Annotated in this window: 14 protein-coding genes; 12 read left to right on the plus strand and 2 right to left on the minus strand. The window is 57.1% G+C overall.

Annotated features, from left to right (window positions below; all coding sequences use genetic code 11):
• Positions 1-21: 21 nt before the first annotated feature.
• The 9 genes from RPF88_RS30540 (at position 22) to RPF88_RS30580 (ending at position 11,521) form a co-directional block, all read left to right on the plus strand.
• Entirely contained in the window at positions 22-1,788 is a 1,767-nt protein-coding gene (locus RPF88_RS30540) for a Rieske 2Fe-2S domain-containing protein (protein WP_024505098.1), read from the plus strand.
• A gap of 71 nt (positions 1,789-1,859) precedes the next feature.
• A complete protein-coding gene (locus RPF88_RS30545; protein WP_063168879.1) occupies positions 1,860-2,510 on the plus strand; it encodes a glutathione S-transferase family protein in 651 nt (216 codons plus the stop codon).
• 59 nt (positions 2,511-2,569) lie between these two features.
• On the plus strand, positions 2,570-3,697 hold the full coding sequence (locus RPF88_RS30550) for an S-(hydroxymethyl)glutathione dehydrogenase/class III alcohol dehydrogenase (protein WP_013529900.1): 1,128 nt from the start codon (positions 2,570-2,572) through the stop codon (positions 3,695-3,697).
• A gap of 212 nt (positions 3,698-3,909) precedes the next feature.
• Positions 3,910-4,755, plus strand: coding sequence for an S-formylglutathione hydrolase (gene fghA / locus RPF88_RS30555; RefSeq protein WP_337123796.1), 846 nt, complete (start codon positions 3,910-3,912; stop codon positions 4,753-4,755).
• Between the two features lie 363 nt (positions 4,756-5,118).
• Entirely contained in the window at positions 5,119-6,192 is a 1,074-nt protein-coding gene (locus tag RPF88_RS30560) for a restriction endonuclease (RefSeq protein WP_337123797.1), read from the plus strand.
• Between the two features lie 457 nt (positions 6,193-6,649).
• Positions 6,650-6,973, plus strand: coding sequence for a hypothetical protein (locus tag RPF88_RS30565; protein ID WP_337123798.1), 324 nt, complete (start codon positions 6,650-6,652; stop codon positions 6,971-6,973).
• A 76-nt stretch (positions 6,974-7,049) separates the two neighbouring features.
• A complete protein-coding gene (locus tag RPF88_RS30570) occupies positions 7,050-8,786 on the plus strand; it encodes a hypothetical protein (protein ID WP_337123799.1) in 1,737 nt (578 codons plus the stop codon).
• A 709-nt stretch (positions 8,787-9,495) separates the two neighbouring features.
• Entirely contained in the window at positions 9,496-10,572 is a 1,077-nt protein-coding gene (locus RPF88_RS30575; protein WP_337123800.1) for a hypothetical protein, read from the plus strand.
• 22 nt (positions 10,573-10,594) lie between these two features.
• A complete protein-coding gene (locus tag RPF88_RS30580) occupies positions 10,595-11,521 on the plus strand; it encodes a site-specific integrase (RefSeq protein WP_337123801.1) in 927 nt (308 codons plus the stop codon).
• A gap of 32 nt (positions 11,522-11,553) precedes the next feature.
• On the opposite strand, the gene RPF88_RS30585 is transcribed toward RPF88_RS30580, so the two are convergent.
• Entirely contained in the window at positions 11,554-12,153 is a 600-nt protein-coding gene (locus RPF88_RS30585; RefSeq protein ID WP_337123802.1) for a hypothetical protein, read from the minus strand.
• 891 nt (positions 12,154-13,044) lie between these two features.
• Here RPF88_RS30585 and RPF88_RS30590 point away from each other — a divergent pair.
• Positions 13,045-13,446: a hypothetical protein gene (locus RPF88_RS30590; protein ID WP_337123803.1), complete on the plus strand. Its 402-nt coding sequence runs from the start codon at positions 13,045-13,047 to the stop codon at positions 13,444-13,446.
• A 94-nt stretch (positions 13,447-13,540) separates the two neighbouring features.
• On the opposite strand, the gene RPF88_RS30595 is transcribed toward RPF88_RS30590, so the two are convergent.
• The gene (locus RPF88_RS30595; protein ID WP_337123804.1) at positions 13,541-14,569 is read right to left on the minus strand and encodes an HNH endonuclease; all 1,029 of its coding nucleotides are present in this window, start codon (positions 14,567-14,569) and stop codon (positions 13,541-13,543) included.
• Positions 14,570-14,926: 357 nt separating this feature from the next.
• On the opposite strand from RPF88_RS30595, the gene RPF88_RS30600 reads away from it, so the two are divergent.
• Positions 14,927-16,324, plus strand: coding sequence for a 3'-5' exonuclease (locus RPF88_RS30600; RefSeq protein WP_337123805.1), 1,398 nt, complete (start codon positions 14,927-14,929; stop codon positions 16,322-16,324).
• A complete protein-coding gene (locus tag RPF88_RS30605) occupies positions 16,325-16,993 on the plus strand; it encodes a DarT ssDNA thymidine ADP-ribosyltransferase family protein (RefSeq protein ID WP_337123806.1) in 669 nt (222 codons plus the stop codon).
• The last annotated feature ends 9 nt before the right edge of the window (positions 16,994-17,002 follow it).

Below are 17,002 nucleotides of genomic sequence, written 5' to 3' on the forward strand. Positions count from 1 at the left end.
CAGACATTTTGGAGACGATTGATGTTGGAAGAAGCCAGAAGCCGGTGGCATCCGATCGCCGCTGCCCATGATTTGCCGTTTCGCCACGTTTTCCACGGCCAGTTGCTCGGCCGGGAATTCGCCGTGTGGCGGGCCGATGACGGTTACGTCAACATCTGGGAGAACCGCTGCCTGCATCGCGGCGTCAGGCTGTCGATCGGCATCAATGACGGGCGCGAACTGAAATGCCAGTATCACGGCTGGCGTTATTCGAACCGCACCGCTGGCTGCACCTATATCCCGGCTCATCCGGCCGATGCACCCGCCCGCACCATCACCAACCGCACTTTTCCGGCGGTCGAACGTTATGGCTTGGTCTGGTCCTCGGAAGAGCCGCGCGGGGAGGTGCCTGAGATTGCCGGCCTCGCCGAAGGCAAGCTCGTCGCCTTGCGCGGCATCGCGGTCAACGCGCCGGCCGACAAGGTCGTCGAGAGGCTGAGAGCCTATCGCTTTCAACCCAACGGAGCGATCGATGGCGAGGGCGCCGACATTCTCGTCGAAGCCGCCCAGGATTTCGCTGTGGCGCTTCGCTCGCGAGCCAGCGGCGCCGAGACGCAGGGCGTTTTCTTCGTGCAGCCGGTCGATTCCAACCGTTCGGTGATCCGCGGCGTGCTCGATCAGGAGGCCGAGGGCGCCGCGCGCATTGCCATTCTGCGTCACCACAATGAGCGGCTTTCCAAGCTGCGCGACGAGGTCGAGCGCGACGTGGCGAACGCGCCGGCGCCGGCGCCGCTCGAGCCGGTCTACGAACGGGTCTCGGCCGAACTCGCCGAAATGCCTGAGGTGACCACGCATGGCCGCAAGGCTGCGCTGCGTGTCAGCGTGGCCAGAAAATGGCAGACCGCTGACGGGATCGCAGGCTTCGAGCTTCGTCCGATCAAGGGCATCCTGCCGACGTTCCAGCCTGGAGCTCATATCGACGTCCACATGCCCAATGGCGAGATCAGGCAGTATTCGATCACCAACGGTCCTGGTGAAACCGACAGCTTCACCATCGGCGTCAAGCTGGAACGGGACTCCAAGGGTGGCTCGAAATGCATGCATGAGACGGTGCGAGAGGGCGACGTGCTGGCGATTTCCGAGCCACGCAACAACTTCCCGCTGCGCCGCGATGCGATCAAGACGCTGTTCGTCGCCGGCGGCATCGGCATCACGCCGCTGCTCGCCATGGCGCAGGCGCTGAAGAACCAGGAGCTTGCGCACGAGCTGCATTATTTCGCGCAAGGCGAGGAACACCTCGCCTTTGCCGATCGGCTGAAGCATCTCGGCGATGCGCTGAAGCCGCATCTCGGCCTCTCGCCCGACGCGACCGGCGCCGAGCTTCGACAACTCCTCGCCGGTTATCGCAATGGCATGCATCTCTACATCTGCGGCCCGGGACCGATGCTGGAAGCCGCGCGCAAGATCGCGGCCGAGCAGGGCTGGCCGGATAGCGCCGTCCATTTCGAGTACTTCAAGAACACCAACAAGATCGACGACAGTTCGAGCTTCGAGGTCGCGCTGGCGCGCTCCTGCGTCACGCTTCAGGTGCCGGCGGGCAAGACGATCATGCAGGTCATGCGCGAAAGCGGCATCGATGTTCCGTCGTCTTGCGAGCAAGGCGCCTGCGGCACTTGCGTGGCGACGGTGATCGAGGGCGAACCGGACCATCAGGACGTCTACCTCAACGATGCCGAGAGGAAGGCCGGAACCAAGATCATGACCTGCGTTTCGCGCGCCAAATCGGCACGCCTCGTGCTGGACATCTAACTGTTTGTTTTACGCAATTCCGGACGGAAAACCGTTACACACATTTCCTGGAATTGCTTTAGGAGCTGCCGATGATCACGCTTTACGACTACGAACTGTCGGGCAATTGCTACAAGCTGCGGCTGCTGATGAGTTTTCTCGGCATCGACTACAAGACCGTGCCGGTCGACTTCTACCCCGGCCGCGAACACAAGTCGGAATGGTTCCTGAAACTCAATCCGCTTGGCCAGCTGCCGGTCATCGAGGATGAAGAGCTGATCTTGCGCGATGCCCAAGCGATCCTTGTCTATCTCGCCTCGAAATACGATCCGTCGGGCACCTGGTATCCGCGGGACAATCCCGCTCTGCTGGGCGAGATCAGCCAGTGGCTGGCCTTTGCAGACGGTATCACTTCGACGGCGTCGGCCGCCCGCCTGCACGATGCGCTGTTTTATGACTTCGATATCGACGCCGCGCGTGCCGGCGCGCATCGCCTTTTCCGTATCCTCGACGAGCATCTGTGGTTCGGCGAACAGCAGGGCCGCAACTGGATCTGTTCGGCCAGTCACCCGACCATCGCCGACATCGCCTGTTTTCCTTACATCATCCTGTCGGAGGAAGGCGGGGTTCCGCGCCAGGACTATCCGGCTATTCGGCGCTGGTGCGACCGTGTCAAGCGCATCAAGGGCTTCACCGTCATGTCGGGTGTGTTTCCCGCCGGCCCCGGCAAGATCGCCGCATAGTCCTGATCATAAGCGCCGCGTTCTGGCCCGGCAAAATAGAGATTTGGGAGAGAAAAAGAATGAAAACCCGCGCCGCTGTCGCTGTTGCCGCCGGAAAGCCGCTGGAGATCATGGAGGTCGACCTCGAGGGCCCGCGCGAGGGCGAAGTGCTGGTCGAGATCAAGGCGACAGGCATTTGCCACACCGACGAATTCACACTGTCGGGCGCCGATCCGGAAGGTCTGTTTCCGGCCATCCTCGGCCATGAGGGTGCCGGCGTGGTGGTCGATGTCGGCAAGGGTGTCACCTCGCTCAAGAAGGGCGACCACGTCATCCCGCTCTATACGCCCGAATGCCGGCAGTGCCCGTCCTGCCTGTCGAGAAAGACGAACCTCTGCACGGCGATCCGCGCCACGCAGGGCCAGGGCCTGATGCCCGATGGTTCGTCGCGCTTCTCGATCGGCAAGGACAAGATCTTTCACTATATGGGCTGCTCGACCTTCTCGAACTTCACCGTGCTGCCCGAGATCGCGCTGGCCAAGGTCAATCCGGACGCGCCCTTCGACAAGATCTGCTACATCGGCTGCGGCGTCACCACCGGCATCGGTGCCGTGATCAACACCGCCAAGGTCGAGATCGGCGCCACCGCGGTCGTCTTCGGCCTCGGCGGCATCGGCCTCAATGTCATCCAGGGCCTGAAACTTGCCGGCGCCGACATGATCATCGGCGTCGATTTGAACAACGACAAGAAGGAGTGGGGCGAGCGGTTCGGCATGACGCATTTCGTCAATCCGAAGGAGATCGACGGCGATGTCGTGCCCTACCTCGTCAACATGACCAAGCGTGGCGCCGACCAGATCGGCGGCGCCGACTACACATTCGACTGCACGGGCAGCACCAAAGTCATGCGTCAGGCGCTGGAAGCCTCGCATCGCGGCTGGGGCAAGTCGGTGGTCATCGGCGTTGCCGGCGCCGGCCAGGAGATCTCGACCAGGCCGTTCCAGCTGGTCACCGGCCGCACCTGGATGGGCACCGCCTTCGGCGGCGCGCGCGGCCGCACCGATGTGCCGAAGATCGTCGACTGGTACATGGACGGCAAGATCCAGATCGACCCTATGATCACCCACACGCTCAAGCTCGAGGACATCAACAAGGGTTTCGATCTCATGCATGCCGGGGAGAGCATTCGCAGCGTCGTGGTTTACTGACCGGCTCACACGACACGCCCGCGTCGAAGGCTCTGTGTTCCCAAAATACCGTGCCTCCCCGACATCGGGCGTTAGGCCGGCGGCGCGACTGACATTCCGGATGTCCGCGTCGCCGGTCGGTTCGACCCCACCTGATCCGCCCGGGTTGCCGCGATCATGGTCGATGCCGTAGACACCGGCCCATTGGTGTTTGAAATCCGTGGAGAGGGAATATGCCGGAACCCATGAAGACCATCTCCCAGTCAAAATCCCATGGCGGAGTGCAGGGCATCTATTCGCACCTGTCGACGAGTTGCTGCTGCGACATGACGTTTGCCGTTTTCGTGCCTCCACAGGCCCGGGAAACGCCTTGCCCCGTGGTGTGGTATTTGTCGGGACTGACCTGCACCCATCAAAATGTCATGGACAAAGGCGAATACAGGCGCATGGCCGCCGAACTTGGCCTGATCGTCGTCTGTCCAGACACCAGTCCGCGCGGCGCCGACATCCCTGATGACAAGGACAATTGGCAGTTTGGCGGCGGCGCCGGCTTTTATCTTGATGCAACGCAGGAGCCTTATGCGAAGAACTACCGGATGTATTCCTACCTCGTCGAGGAACTACCCACGCTGATCGCCGCTAATTTTCCGGCAGACATGTCGCGCCAAGCCATAACGGGCCATTCGATGGGCGGACACGGCGCGCTGACGATTGCTTTGAAAAACCCGCAGCGGTTCAGGAGTTGCTCGGCATTTGCGCCGATCGTGCAGCCAAGCGCTGCCGGCTGGTCAAGGCCGGCTTTCGAAAAATATCTCGGCACGGATGAGGCCTCGTGGCGGGCCTACGACGCTACTTCGCTTGTTGAAGACGGGCGCCGCTTCCCGGAATTTCTCGTCGATCAGGGAACATCGGACGGGTTCCTGAATGACGGGCTGAGACCCTGGCTTTTGGAGGCGGCCTGCGCCAAAGCCGGCATTCCGCTGACGTTGCGCATGCAGGACGGATACGACCATTCGTATTTCTTCATTTCGACATTCATGGACGACCATTTGAGATGGCATGCGGAACGGCTTGCATAGGTCGAGGTCCGAGCGATGCAATCGGATTAATCCTCGTCCAGCGAGGACCGCGTTACTCTTTCTCGTCTCTACCGGGGCGAGGAACACGATGGCGCCGCATTGAAATTATTGAACAATTTCAACCGGAAGCGCTACCAACGCGTATAAATTTTTAGCCATTTCAATGGTTTAACTGGATTGTGGTAGCGGGAGACCGTTCTCTCCGCTTTCAACACTCTCACCTATCCCCTTCGAACTAATTGTCGCTGCATAGGCGACACGAGGCTACAACGTCGCGCGGCATAACAGAAGCCGTAGTTTGCGCGAGTGGCGCAACGCGGTCGCTTGGGCTAGGGATGTGTCCTCGCTCTCGGGCAAACGTCAATGATTTCCGACGACAAATTCATCGAACTCATTACCGCTGCAATCAATCGGCTGACGATGGAGAGCGCCGAGGTCCAGTGGAACGTGAAAATCGAGCGCCGACAGTTTGACGTTCTCGCCACCATTCAGGCCGGATTTTATCACGTGCTGATCGGGTTCGAGGTAAAGCACAAGAGGCGATCAATCTCGGTTGAAATGATCGATGCCTTTGTAACCAAAGCCAAGGACGCGAAAGTCCATAAGGCGGTTTTCGTTAGCACCAGCGATTATCAAGAGGGTGCAATTCGAGTTGCCAAGCGCCATGATGTTGATCTCTTTAAGATCGCCTTCCCGACCAATGAATTTAGGCTACCTCCCATCACCGTGTTGGCTGAAGATGGGTCGCCACCATTCGTGGTTCAACCCGAGGTAAGAGACCTAGGCGAGACAGATGCTCATCGGGTCGTTCGCGTTACCCTCGAATACCGCGATGGATCGAAGGCAAACCTGCCCGACGAGCCTTCTCAGATGACCTACTATCTTCGAAAGACTTCAGTGGAGGGAGGGAGCAGTTTGCTGGAAGCGGTGGACCCGCTCGCATCACAGCCATTTACCAACGGAACGTCACTCGTCCGCCGGGTGGTATTTGGTCGCTCGGTCACTCCACCGGACAACTACTTTTTCAGGTCCGGGATAGTCGCGGCGATTGAGGTGGAAATCATGCGCATCCGTGCCCGCGTACTGGACGCTAACGTCAGAGTGGAGCTGTCGGCTGTTTCCGCTCAGGTTTCATACGAGAACGTGCTAACAGGCCAGAAATTTGAAACGGACCTTTCGACTTTGCCACTTGGCGGAACGTCATTCGAGGCCGGAAAGTTCTATTTCCTGTACCATCCCCTTCGCTACTATTACGCGGACGAAGTCGTCGGAGATCGTATTACGCTGTATCTCGTTGAGAGCTTTCAGGACGGCGATCTGGTCGCGGCTATCTTGGGCGCGAGCCCTAAGCATTCAGCTTTCTACATTCCGCTGGCCGACAAGACGATTACGAAAAGGTTGGAGGAGCGCCTAGCAAAAATGAAGTCTTCTCGGTAGCTCATCGGCGACTAGCTACAATCGATCACTGATGTTGTTGTTCTGGACGTTGCGGGGATGTAGCGAGACATGGTCGTCCCTGTGGAGAGACAACCCGCGTAAGTGGTAACTCGATGTGCCCTCCTTAGCAGATAGCCTATGCATCTCAGCCGGTTGGCTATTTGAGCATCCGAGCATTTCGACATGTCCTCAGCTTCGCAACGGCAAGGGGCAAAGTCGGGAAGGACAAATTCAGCAGCAAGTGTGTCCCGGCACCAGCCACCGGGTGTCCCTGACGCGAAAGCCCCCTCTTCCGTAAGAAACAAGCGCTGGATTTGGACCCGTTGGTGCTGCGCTCTCTTTCTCCCAAAAATAATAGTCATTTCCTCCCAGAAATTCCTCCCTGTCCCAGCGTTTTGAGGCCAATGTCTGGAGAAGCCCTCTAACATGGTGATACGCCAAATGATGGGAGATACAAATGATCGGACACTCAATTCATATCAGCTCCGCTATCTCACGCGACTTTCTAGGCGAAGGCGAGATGGATGTGTCCCGCCACGCGCAGCGACGAATGCAGCAACGCGGACGGCGACCCGCCGAGATTTGTTTCGTGCTTGAGCATGGCACTCACACATCCGCAGGCGTCATGCTCACAGGGCGAGATGCCGCATTGCTTGAAAAAGAGGCGCGCTCGGTGATCGAAATGGCGCAACGGTTGAAAAACGTGGTGATCCCCTGCGGGGGTGCAACTGTCAAAACCGTGTTCAAGGCACGGCCAAAGCAACAGTCGCGCATCCTATAGGGGGGCGACCGACCGATCAGCCAGTTCGGTTCAATCTCCCGCTATCAAGAACAGGCGCGCCGTGAAGGGGAATTTGATGTCTGGAAAAGTTATAGACTTTTATTCGAAACGCCCGCTTGCCGCCACGTTCGATGGAATACCCGCGAGCACGGTAGACGACACAATGTTAAGGAAGGGGTCTGCGAAGGCCAATCTAATCCTCACGCTCAATGAGGAAATGAGAACGCCTCGAAAGACCAAGCTCTGCGTTGATGATCGTGTGCCTGTGGCGCAATACGTGGACAAGCTCTTTCGGGAAGCCAAGCTCAAAAACTCTACTCGACAGACCATTGAGGCGCGCATTCCTGCCAATTTGGCCGGGTATAAGCTTGATCGTTTAAAGCTCGACAGCCGCCTTGAGCGAGCTGTTGCCCGTAAGAAAATCAAGCGCGATCAATGTCCTTACCTTCAGCACTATGTTGAGATCGTGAAAACCTTGGCATCAGTGCTTGATATCGCCGAACATGAAGCCCTCTACGAGGCTTTCCGCGACACAAGCCTTATGCACATCGGCGGCGTTCCCGCTGGCAATGAAAATGTTGAATTTTCTGATTTACTACACGAGGTTACAAAACAGCTTGCCCGATCCCCACTCTTTGATCGCTTCTTCCAAGAGCTTAGGAACCTCCCCGGCTGCTACGATGCGACCACTCATCGCTTCGTTCCCGCGTTCAAACCAACTTTCATGACCATCCCCAAAACAGTCGCACCGACGAAGCCCTGCGATATACCATTGGCAGAAGAGTTCGACGCCATGCAGGCGTCTTATGAGGACGAGTTCAACACTTGGGAGTTTTCTTCACCACTGCCATCCACTCCCATCCTTGAGGTTCTATGCGGCGAATGGACAGGACAGCTCATGATTGAGCGCAAGCCTATCGCCGAAGAAGGTATGTCGAAGGAGGCTGTAGCTGAGATCGTCTCTTGGCGTGATGGTCCGCATAAGATCGCTGACCCGTATCCCCTCACCGCAAGGGTCGCTCTGTTTACCCAAGTCCGTCTGGCAATCGGGCCTATGAGCAGCCCTGACGATCTCGGCCCGATTTGGGAAGTATGCTCCAGAGTACAGGTATTTGCCGAGGGAGTGGATCGGCTTCTTACGTGTGACCGCTCCCTCACGCCGCTGGCAGCTCTAGCAGAATACGATCTCGACGAGTTTGTAGGAACCTGCGCTCTTCGCCTCAGTGGCGGGTGGCATCGAGTGACCGGCCTTGCCTCTGGCCGTTGGCAGGCGAGCGAAACCTCTCCGCGCGATGCCAGCCAACAATCCGCCGGAGACAGCACCGAGCGGTGGCTCGGAAGCGAAACTCTGACGCCGGGGATAGGTCTCTGTTACGACGACGGCGTCTATGTGAAAACCTTTGTGGGTGCCAGCAGTGTGTTTCCATCGTGGTCAAGTTGGAGACCTGAATTTTGCACGCACTGGCACCGGGTTAATGGATACACGGTCGAGCAAGTCGTATCTGTGCTTGAGCGGACCGACAGGTCTCAGACCCAGAATGTTCGGTTTTGCCACGGCAAACCGGGTTCGCGAAAAATCGCGTTTAACAACGACAGCTTCAGGTTCCGGGGGGATGCTCGCAGGCTCGAGATAGCTCTAGCTACGGGTGCCATTGAGGAGGACATCACGTTTTCTTGTCGTCGCTTGAAAGAAGCGCTGCACCGCCGCTTGGATGAGAAACGGAGCGCGGTGCTGGAGGTCGATGCTGCCATTCGGGCTGCTGTGTCAGGCGTCATCCTAGAAGGTGATGGGGACGAGAATGCGTTACGGTAGCATTGAATACATTTACGCCAACCCCATCGCCTCAGCGCTAGTGGCTAGTGCGAGCTTTCGGCATTGGTTTGTTGCCAAAACATGTTTTGCCGAACATGCCTCCACTGCTCGCCTTCTGTGGAAAGAACAATGGGCGCAGCGAACACCCGGTTCGCTGGATTGGTGGAGAAGCTATTGGACAACTCGTTGCTGTTGCGGAGGTTGCGGGCAACGCGAGACCGATCTGCTCGCGGTGTTTGAGACACCACGGCAGTTTCGCTTTGCGGTTCATGTCGAGGTGAAGTCTCCCGCAGACAGGCTGGGTAAGGATCAAGTCGGAAGCTATAAGCGAAGAGCTGAATGCTGGGCGGGTCGCGGACGAGCGCCGAAAACTGTGATGGGCCACGACGCCGCAACTACATTTCTGGTCTGCGGACCCTCGTTTCTTTTTCGATTTCCCGAGGCACGGAGGTTTCCGGTTATCGCCCCATACGCCGAGGTTGGAGCACACGTTGAACCTTATCCAAGCCTGCCTGAGTTAGACTGCCAATGGCGTGAAGAGAGAAAACCGCATCTCTTTTAGCACCATTGTGAGCGTGCTCCCGGGGAGACATTTCTGAAGCCAATCGCTGTGATCCGGGTCGATTTAGTTGGTATGCTGGGCGCTGGTCTGCCATGCGTAATGGTGGGCCGCAGGCTTATGGCCTCCCTCGAAAACAGGGAGACCAACATGCAACTGCCTCTGTTCGACCCCACCCCGTCGATCATCGAACAACTCGCCGAGCAACATCGCTATGACCGGCCCGCACAGCTCACGATCCCGATCTATGGGGCGCTGGCGCTGATCCAAAAAAGCGTGCGCCGGGGTGAGTTGTCCTTCGCATTGTCCGCCGCGTCTACCTTGCTCGACCAGTCGCCCGACCGTCTGTTCCGAAGGTTGGTGGCCATCGCTACCGAGGATGTCGGGCACGCTGACCTATCCGTGGTCGAGTTGGTCGTGTGCGGGGCATCGAGCAAGACCCTACGCAAACGCCTCGGTGACGACTGGCGGGTGGCGGCTTCTCTCGTGTCCGCCTTGTGCCGTTCGACCAAGGATCGCTCGACGGACGATTGCTATATTGTCGCAAAGAACCATCCCGAACTGGCTGACCTCCGTGCCTCGCTCGGAGAGCTGACCGCCGCCGAGTTGATTGACCTGCTTCGCGACCCCTGCGCTCTATTCACGCGAGCGATGGCGGCATGGCGGGCGGCGGGAGCCGATTGGAGCGAGCGCCACAACGCGGTCGGCAGGCCCGACCCGAAGGCCGTGTTCGAGGCCCTGCGCAATACCGGCACCAGCGCCGCGACCGCGACTTTGGCCACCCGCGCATTTGCGCAAACCCGCGAAGCCTTGCCCTTGGTTCTAGCGGTGCTGGGGCCTTTGCGACCTGCTGGTTCTCTCAAAGAACTCGATGACGCCTTCCCGCCAGTTTCCGTGGGCCGTGACGGGCTTCCGCTATGGAGGCATGACAAATTCAGCCACGCCGGTATCGCTGCCCTTAAGGGCTTCCTTGGCCGCCCCTGCGAGTTCAATCGCTGGGTCTGCGATCATATCGAACCCCGGCAGCGTTTGCGTTTCGCGGGTGAGGCCCTGTTCCGCGTCGAAAGCCAAATGTGCCTGCGCCGGGTTCAGTATCCCGCTGCGCTCACCTTGCGCCGCCTTGCCGACGAGGGCTTCCACGGACTGCGCCTCGCAGACCCGAAAGTGCCGCTGGACCTCCTGCGCAACGATCTCGGCCTTCTCGATGAGTTTCGCTATGACCTTTGAGCCGCATACTAACAAAGGGAGCTTGATCGCCGTCAGCCACGATGCACTGCCGGGCGACATGCCCCTCGGTGTCCAGCGTCTGGTCTCCAACTCCCTTTCCAATGCGACCAAGCGCGCATACGGGCTCGACGTCGCCCATTTCGAGGGGACCGGTAGGCGGCTCCCTGCGTCCCCGGAAATGGTCGCGGCGTATCTGGCCGAAGGCGCTGAGACTTATGCCGTGGCCACCTTACAGCGGCGGCTGGCCTCGATCAGCAAAGCCCATCGTGCCATCAGTGCAGAGGACCCGACTAAGAGCGAATTGGTCCGCGCGACATTGCGCGGAGTGCGCCGGACCCTCGGGGTCAAGCAACGGCAGGCGCAGGCCATTCTCCGCGATGACCTGTTCGCAATTCTCGACCGCCTCGGAGATCGCACGAAGGATGTGAGGGATCGGGCGATGTTGTTGTTGGGCTGGGGTTGTGCCCTGCGCAGGTCGGAACTGGTGGCTCTGGACGTTGCGGATATAGCGTTCACAAGCCAAGGCGCGCTGGTGACAATCCGCAAGAGCAAGACTGATCAAGAAGGTGCCGGGCGCGAAATTGCTATGCGTTTCGGGCGCACGCGGCACTGCCCGATTGCCGCTCTGAAACGCTGGCTGGAGGTCGCGAGGATCGAGGCCGGGCCGATCTTCCTCGGCATGGACAAGCACGGCAACATCGTTCCAGAGCGCGTTTCCGGTGAGGCCGTCAGCGACGTGGTCAAGGTTCGTGTCAGTTCAGCAGGCTACGATCCTGCCATCTTCTCCGCTCACTCTCTGCGCAGCGGCTTTGCAACCTCGGCAGCAATGGCGGGTGCGACAAGCTATAAGATCAGGCAGGTTACGGGACACCGCAGTGACGCCGGTCTTGCACCTTACCTGCGTGCTGTCGATCTGTTCGATGACAGCGCAGCGGCTCGGGTTTTGTGAGATAGTCGTTTTTCGACAGCGCGCTTTGACTGTCAGCCTTTTACGTGCTCGATGAACTCGATTGACCTCCCCCCGCTTGTGATGGCATCAAAAACTTCTAGGCCCGACATTTTCATCAATTCAGACCAGATTTCCTGCATATCCTTATAGGCCCTTTCGACAAATTCTATGTCTACAAATTTCTCCCATTCACCCTGCAGATAACTGCTTTTGTCGAGTTCCTCTTGAGTAGTGATAGCTTCGAACTCTCGCGTAAGTTCGATGGGTTTGCCGTGCGCCAACGCATCCCGAAATTGCTTTAGCTCTGTGACAGTTTGATAGGGACGCTTGCCAAAGTCGGCACCAAAGCCGAGCTTCTGAGAAACCAATTTCATTTTTTCCTTCGTAGGCAAAGCTTCATCCCACGGGTTCATAACTTTAGAGCCTATAAAGTTGACGTTCGCCTCAATCGCGAACGCAATCATAGTAAGACATGCCATTACTTCATGCCCCAATCCCTCGTGATCACGTGCTTTGAAACGTTCCCTAATTCGGGCGCGAAAATAATAAGCGGCGTTGGAGAGATCGTTGTGAATGTAAACTTTCTTGTTTTCTTTAATTCTCACCCTAACTTTTTCTATGGTTTTGCTCATGCCGATATCCAATCAATCAAGGCGACGGGAGCTGCCCCCCGCAAGTTGGGTCCGAGACACGCTTAACCTCATTTGGCTAAGACGGCGAGAACATTTCGGAGGTAAGCAAAGGCCGACGGGGAATACATCCCATAGGCGAGACGGATGATATGGCGGGATGAGTAAGTGGTGAAACACCAGATGGTAGTTGGTTGCCTACACGCTGGCCTCAGCATGAAGCGACGAGATACCGTTCTAACTCACTCGGGATAACTTCAATTAACTAGAGCTACGAGCGGGCACCGAAGGGTACACAGCGTGGCGGGATTTTTGGAAGCCGCAGCCGTTGCCTTCGTCAAAGCTGTGGCGGGTAGCTGGGAAAATTTTTGGGATTTTGTCGCTTGCCCAAAAATGGGCAGCTACAGCCCCCGAGAGGCTTTTTGAAGTGGCACGACGTGTCCGTCGTGCAACTAGTGACATTGCCTTTTCCTATAATGTCGACGACCGTGGGCGGGCAACCGGCGAGCTAGCTGCTGTTCAAAACTTGGTCGGCGAATGCGTTCAGTTTATCATCCGCGCGGTGACCGACGCCCCGGCAGACAGTCGCGAAAAGCTTGTGCCCCGTGAACTGCCGGCATCATTGCCGCAACGTTGAGGGACGGAAAAGTGGCAACAACTCGCATTGGAGTTCAAACGACGCAACACCTCACAGCGGATGGTAGAATAGTGGCATGGTTCTTTGTGGTCGGACCATTCATCTCTGGGCGCTGAATACCTGCTCGTGGGGTGGGAAGCTGGACCGCGACAGCGACGGCAGGCCATGCGAGAGTATTTGCTGAGAGCAAAGGGGGACATGATGAATTTCAGGTTCTTCGACCTCTCGACTATTGAGGGTGCCCTATGAGAGTGAAATTGGCTTTGCTCTGGAGCGTATTGGCGGCGGCTTCCGCTAACGCCCAACAGGTGCTTGATGACAGTGTGGGCAAGGTTGGGGAAGCGAACGCTAAGACCGCGATGGCCGCCGTAATGTCCAAATTGAAGGATCCGATGTCCGCGCAGTTCATGTCGTTTAGGCATCCTGACCCGATGTATGCCCAGTATCCACAAAACGTGGTCTGCGGGTTGGTCAATGCGAAAAATGGGTTCGGTGGGTACGGCGGTTTCTCTCCCTTTGCCTATCAGGTTCTGACCAAGTCGACCATTATACTGACGCCTGAAATTCTATCGAGCGTGGCTGGTAACTTGTCAATTTTGGCGTTTCGATCAACAAGTTGCGCGTCGGCCCTCGGGGTCGAGCTCCCGGTGGACCAGTAGACCCGGCCCCCCCTTGGTGTACCCCACCACCCGTCTGCTTGCTGGGTCCAGCGTTTGTATCCGGCGACATGGGATCGGTTCTATTCAATCGCAATTAGGCCGATGCAGAACCCATCTCGTTTAACAGCGTCCTGACTTGTGCAACCGAAAGCCAAGGTTTGCGGCGATGGATCATCCGATGGCAATTTGCGCATACCAGCGCGAGGTCGCTCAAAGCCGTTTTGTCGCCCTCACGGAGCGTATGGAGGGGTCGAATGTGATGCACCTCGATGAAGCCGTCGCCATGCGGGCCATACCGGTCCCCGAAAGAAAGGTCGCAAGCCTCGCAACGAAGCTCGTGCTTCTCCTCCAGCGCCTTCTGCTTGCGAGCCTCCACTAGCTTTCTGTTGCGCTCTCTTCGCTGGTGCATGGCAGTCAGCAGGCGGCCTTCCTCCGCTTCCTCCATATAACCTAGGTCAGGCTGGGCCGCCCCCTGCAGCGCTCCCGCGAGGATGGCAGCGCGGATAGCGGACGCGACGGCGTGCAGTCGTTCGGGAGCTTGCGAGAACTCTGTCCAGACCAGCTCTTCCTCTCGTCCACCATGGCTCAGACCGGATTTGCCCACGGCAGCGAATGCGGGATCGAAACGGCGGAAATTCATCACCTTCATGTAGACGCCGTTTGGGTTCCGGAACTCTGTGTCCCCCGAAACACCGAGGATCGCGGCCAGCTTGCTTAGCTCTTCCGAGAGCTTAGCGATCTTCCTGCTGGTCTTGCCGGGCGGAGAGGTTGGGTTCTCCATATAGAGGTCGAGCGCTAGGATCAGTTCATCGCGCGTCCAAGTCGGATTGCGAGGCTTCGCTTCAATGGAGCGCATGTCGAAACCGAGATTGCGTAGCACGTGTGCCACCGTGCTCTCGCCGCCCGAAAAATCTTCAGAGCGCAGCGGCATAGGCTGCCCGGGAAGAAAGCCATGGGCTGCTCCCGCGATGGCCTTTGAGTGGTACTCACGATTTCCGACGACGAGAAAGTACTTTCGGGCTTTACCAAAACCATACTTTTCCAAGAAGCGCTCGGGACCGATCTCATCGTATTCGGATATAGCCAACTCAACGGCTGACCGGGTCAGATCAGAAAGGCTCATGTGCTCCCCCCGAATTTCCGAGCAAAAATCTGGATGGCTGTGACAGTGGCCCGGCTATGCGGAACGTGACCGGGTTTGATATCAGCTTCAAGGTGTGGTTTCCGCTCAGCAGATAAAACTCGAAAATAAGGCTGACAGCCTCGTCCAGCGCGGCCCTGTGTGAGCAAGCCATCCAGCGTGGCTAAGCAGGTGGAGTTGGGCCATCACCTGCCATCCCGACTGCGGCTGACGACCATCCAGCGCTACGACAGTACACGAACGATTGTAAGGGTGCTCACAATCAATACACTTAAATTTCTGCCTCAGTTGCTTACGTTCCAGCCTTAGTGTTTGTATGCAGCAGGGGGACGCATTTCCATGAAAGTACTAGGCACACCAAAACCAACTGATGAACAGCTCAAAATCATAGCAGACACTCGAACGGGAACGGAAATCATCCGGGGTGCTGCGGGTAGCGGCAAAACAACCACTGCGCTCCTCCGATTGCGAAATCTCACGGACATGTTCCGAGCTCGGCACAAGCGCATGGGGATCGCAGAGCCGGTAAAGACCTTAGTGTTGACGTACAACCGCACTCTTTGCGGTTATGTCGAGGCTTTAGCCGAGGAGCAGGCCACCCGTGGTGGTGGTGTATCGCTTGAAGTACGCACTTTTGCCCAGTGGGCTCGTCAGTTCGCTATACACCCAAACATAATCAATGACCGAACCGGACGTATTTCACGATTGGCTGCCCTTGAGGGTGTCAAGTTGCCCTCAAAATTTGTGGCATCTGAGGTTGAGTACGTAATGGGGCGGTTCTTGCCCGGCAGCAGCGGAGCTTACTTAGATGCGGAAAGAGCCGGACGCGGCATTGCACCTCGCGTAGAGCGTCCAAACAGAGAGCTGATCCTGAAGGTCATTGAAAAATACAGGGCAGAGATAGCCAAAGCAGGCTTTCTAGATTGGGAAGACCTTACCGCCGCTGCACTTAGCGCGCCTCCTCGTGGATATCAGATTATTGTTGTAGATGAGGCGCAAGATTTTTCCGCCAATCAAATAAGGGCGTTGCGTCGCCATTTGGCTAACGAGTACGCCCTAACTCTTGTCATCGACACCGCTCAACGCCTTTATCCGCGCGGATACACTTGGTTGGAAGCCGGTATTGTCGCGAGACAGGCACAATTCTATCGACTAGCGCAAAATCACAGAAATACCGTTGAGATTGCAGAGTTTGCCAGCGGCATCGTGTCGGGACTGAAAATAGATGATGATGGTACCTTACCCGACCTGACTAAAGCGACGAGGAGAGGTCCTTTGCCTCTGGTGCTAAAGGGAAAGTACAGCGGTCAGCTTGACGCAGCAATCGATAATATTCGGAAGAATGTGGACCTTAAGAGTGAAACAGTGGCCTTCCTGAAACCTCTAGGAGGGCTTTGGTTTCGTGAAGTTGAGGGCAGGCTAAAACGCGAAAAGCTGCCGTACGACGATATAACGAGGTCTAGGGAGTGGCCCGACAATGACACAAACATAGTGCTGAGCACGATGCACAGCGCGAAGGGGCTTGAGTTCGATCACGTGGTCATCCTCGGTTTGAGTGAAGAGGTCACCCCTCATGGATCAGATGAGGACGACGACCAGCTTCTGACGTTACGACGGCTGCTTGCCATGGCTGTAGCTCGCGCTCGAAAATCAGTGACAATCGGTTACAAGGCGAGCGAAGCCTCGGGCCTTGTCCGCTATTTTCGGAGCGGCACATTCACGGAAAGGGCAGTCTGAATGCCCACAATTCCTGAGATTGTGAACGAACGCGGTATCCGTGAGGTCCTGCATTTTACAACTAACTTAGGGCTAACTGGGTGCTTGCATTCAGGGAAACTGTTCGCCAGAAGCCATCTAAAAAAAGAAGAAAATCTCAAGAGCATACTTACTCTAAATGCTCCCTTCCGCTCCGAAGAAGAGGATTGGTTTGACCAAACCGTCAAATGGATCGACTATGTAAATCTAAGCATTTCGGAAATTACGACAAACCTGTTTAAACATTCTTTGAAGTGGCATGCGGGTAGAGACCTTTATTGGATAATTTTGTCTTTTGACCCGGAAATTCTGGCGCACGATGGAGTATATTTTTCTACCACAAATAACATTTACGACCTGACAGTGAGGGGCCTTGGACCAAAGGGGCTACTGGCCCTGTTTGATGATGTTGTGCCACGAAAGCGACATAACGGATGGAAGGCATATCGCGGGCGGCGAGCCGCGCACCTTTCGACATGCGAGCAGGCAGAAGTGCTATATCCCGACGCGGTTCCGATGGAATATCTTCGTCGTGTATACGTTCGCCAAGGCGAAGAAGCCGACCGGGTGGCTGCCGTGCTCGGAAATTTTGGCAGAGCTGATGTAGAGGTGATTGTCGATGAAGCGAAATTCCGCGGAAATCCAAATTAGATGAGGGGA

Source organism: Mesorhizobium sp. ISC11, from assembly GCF_037162595.1.
GTDB classification, from domain to species: domain Bacteria; phylum Pseudomonadota; class Alphaproteobacteria; order Rhizobiales; family Rhizobiaceae; genus Mesorhizobium; species Mesorhizobium ciceri.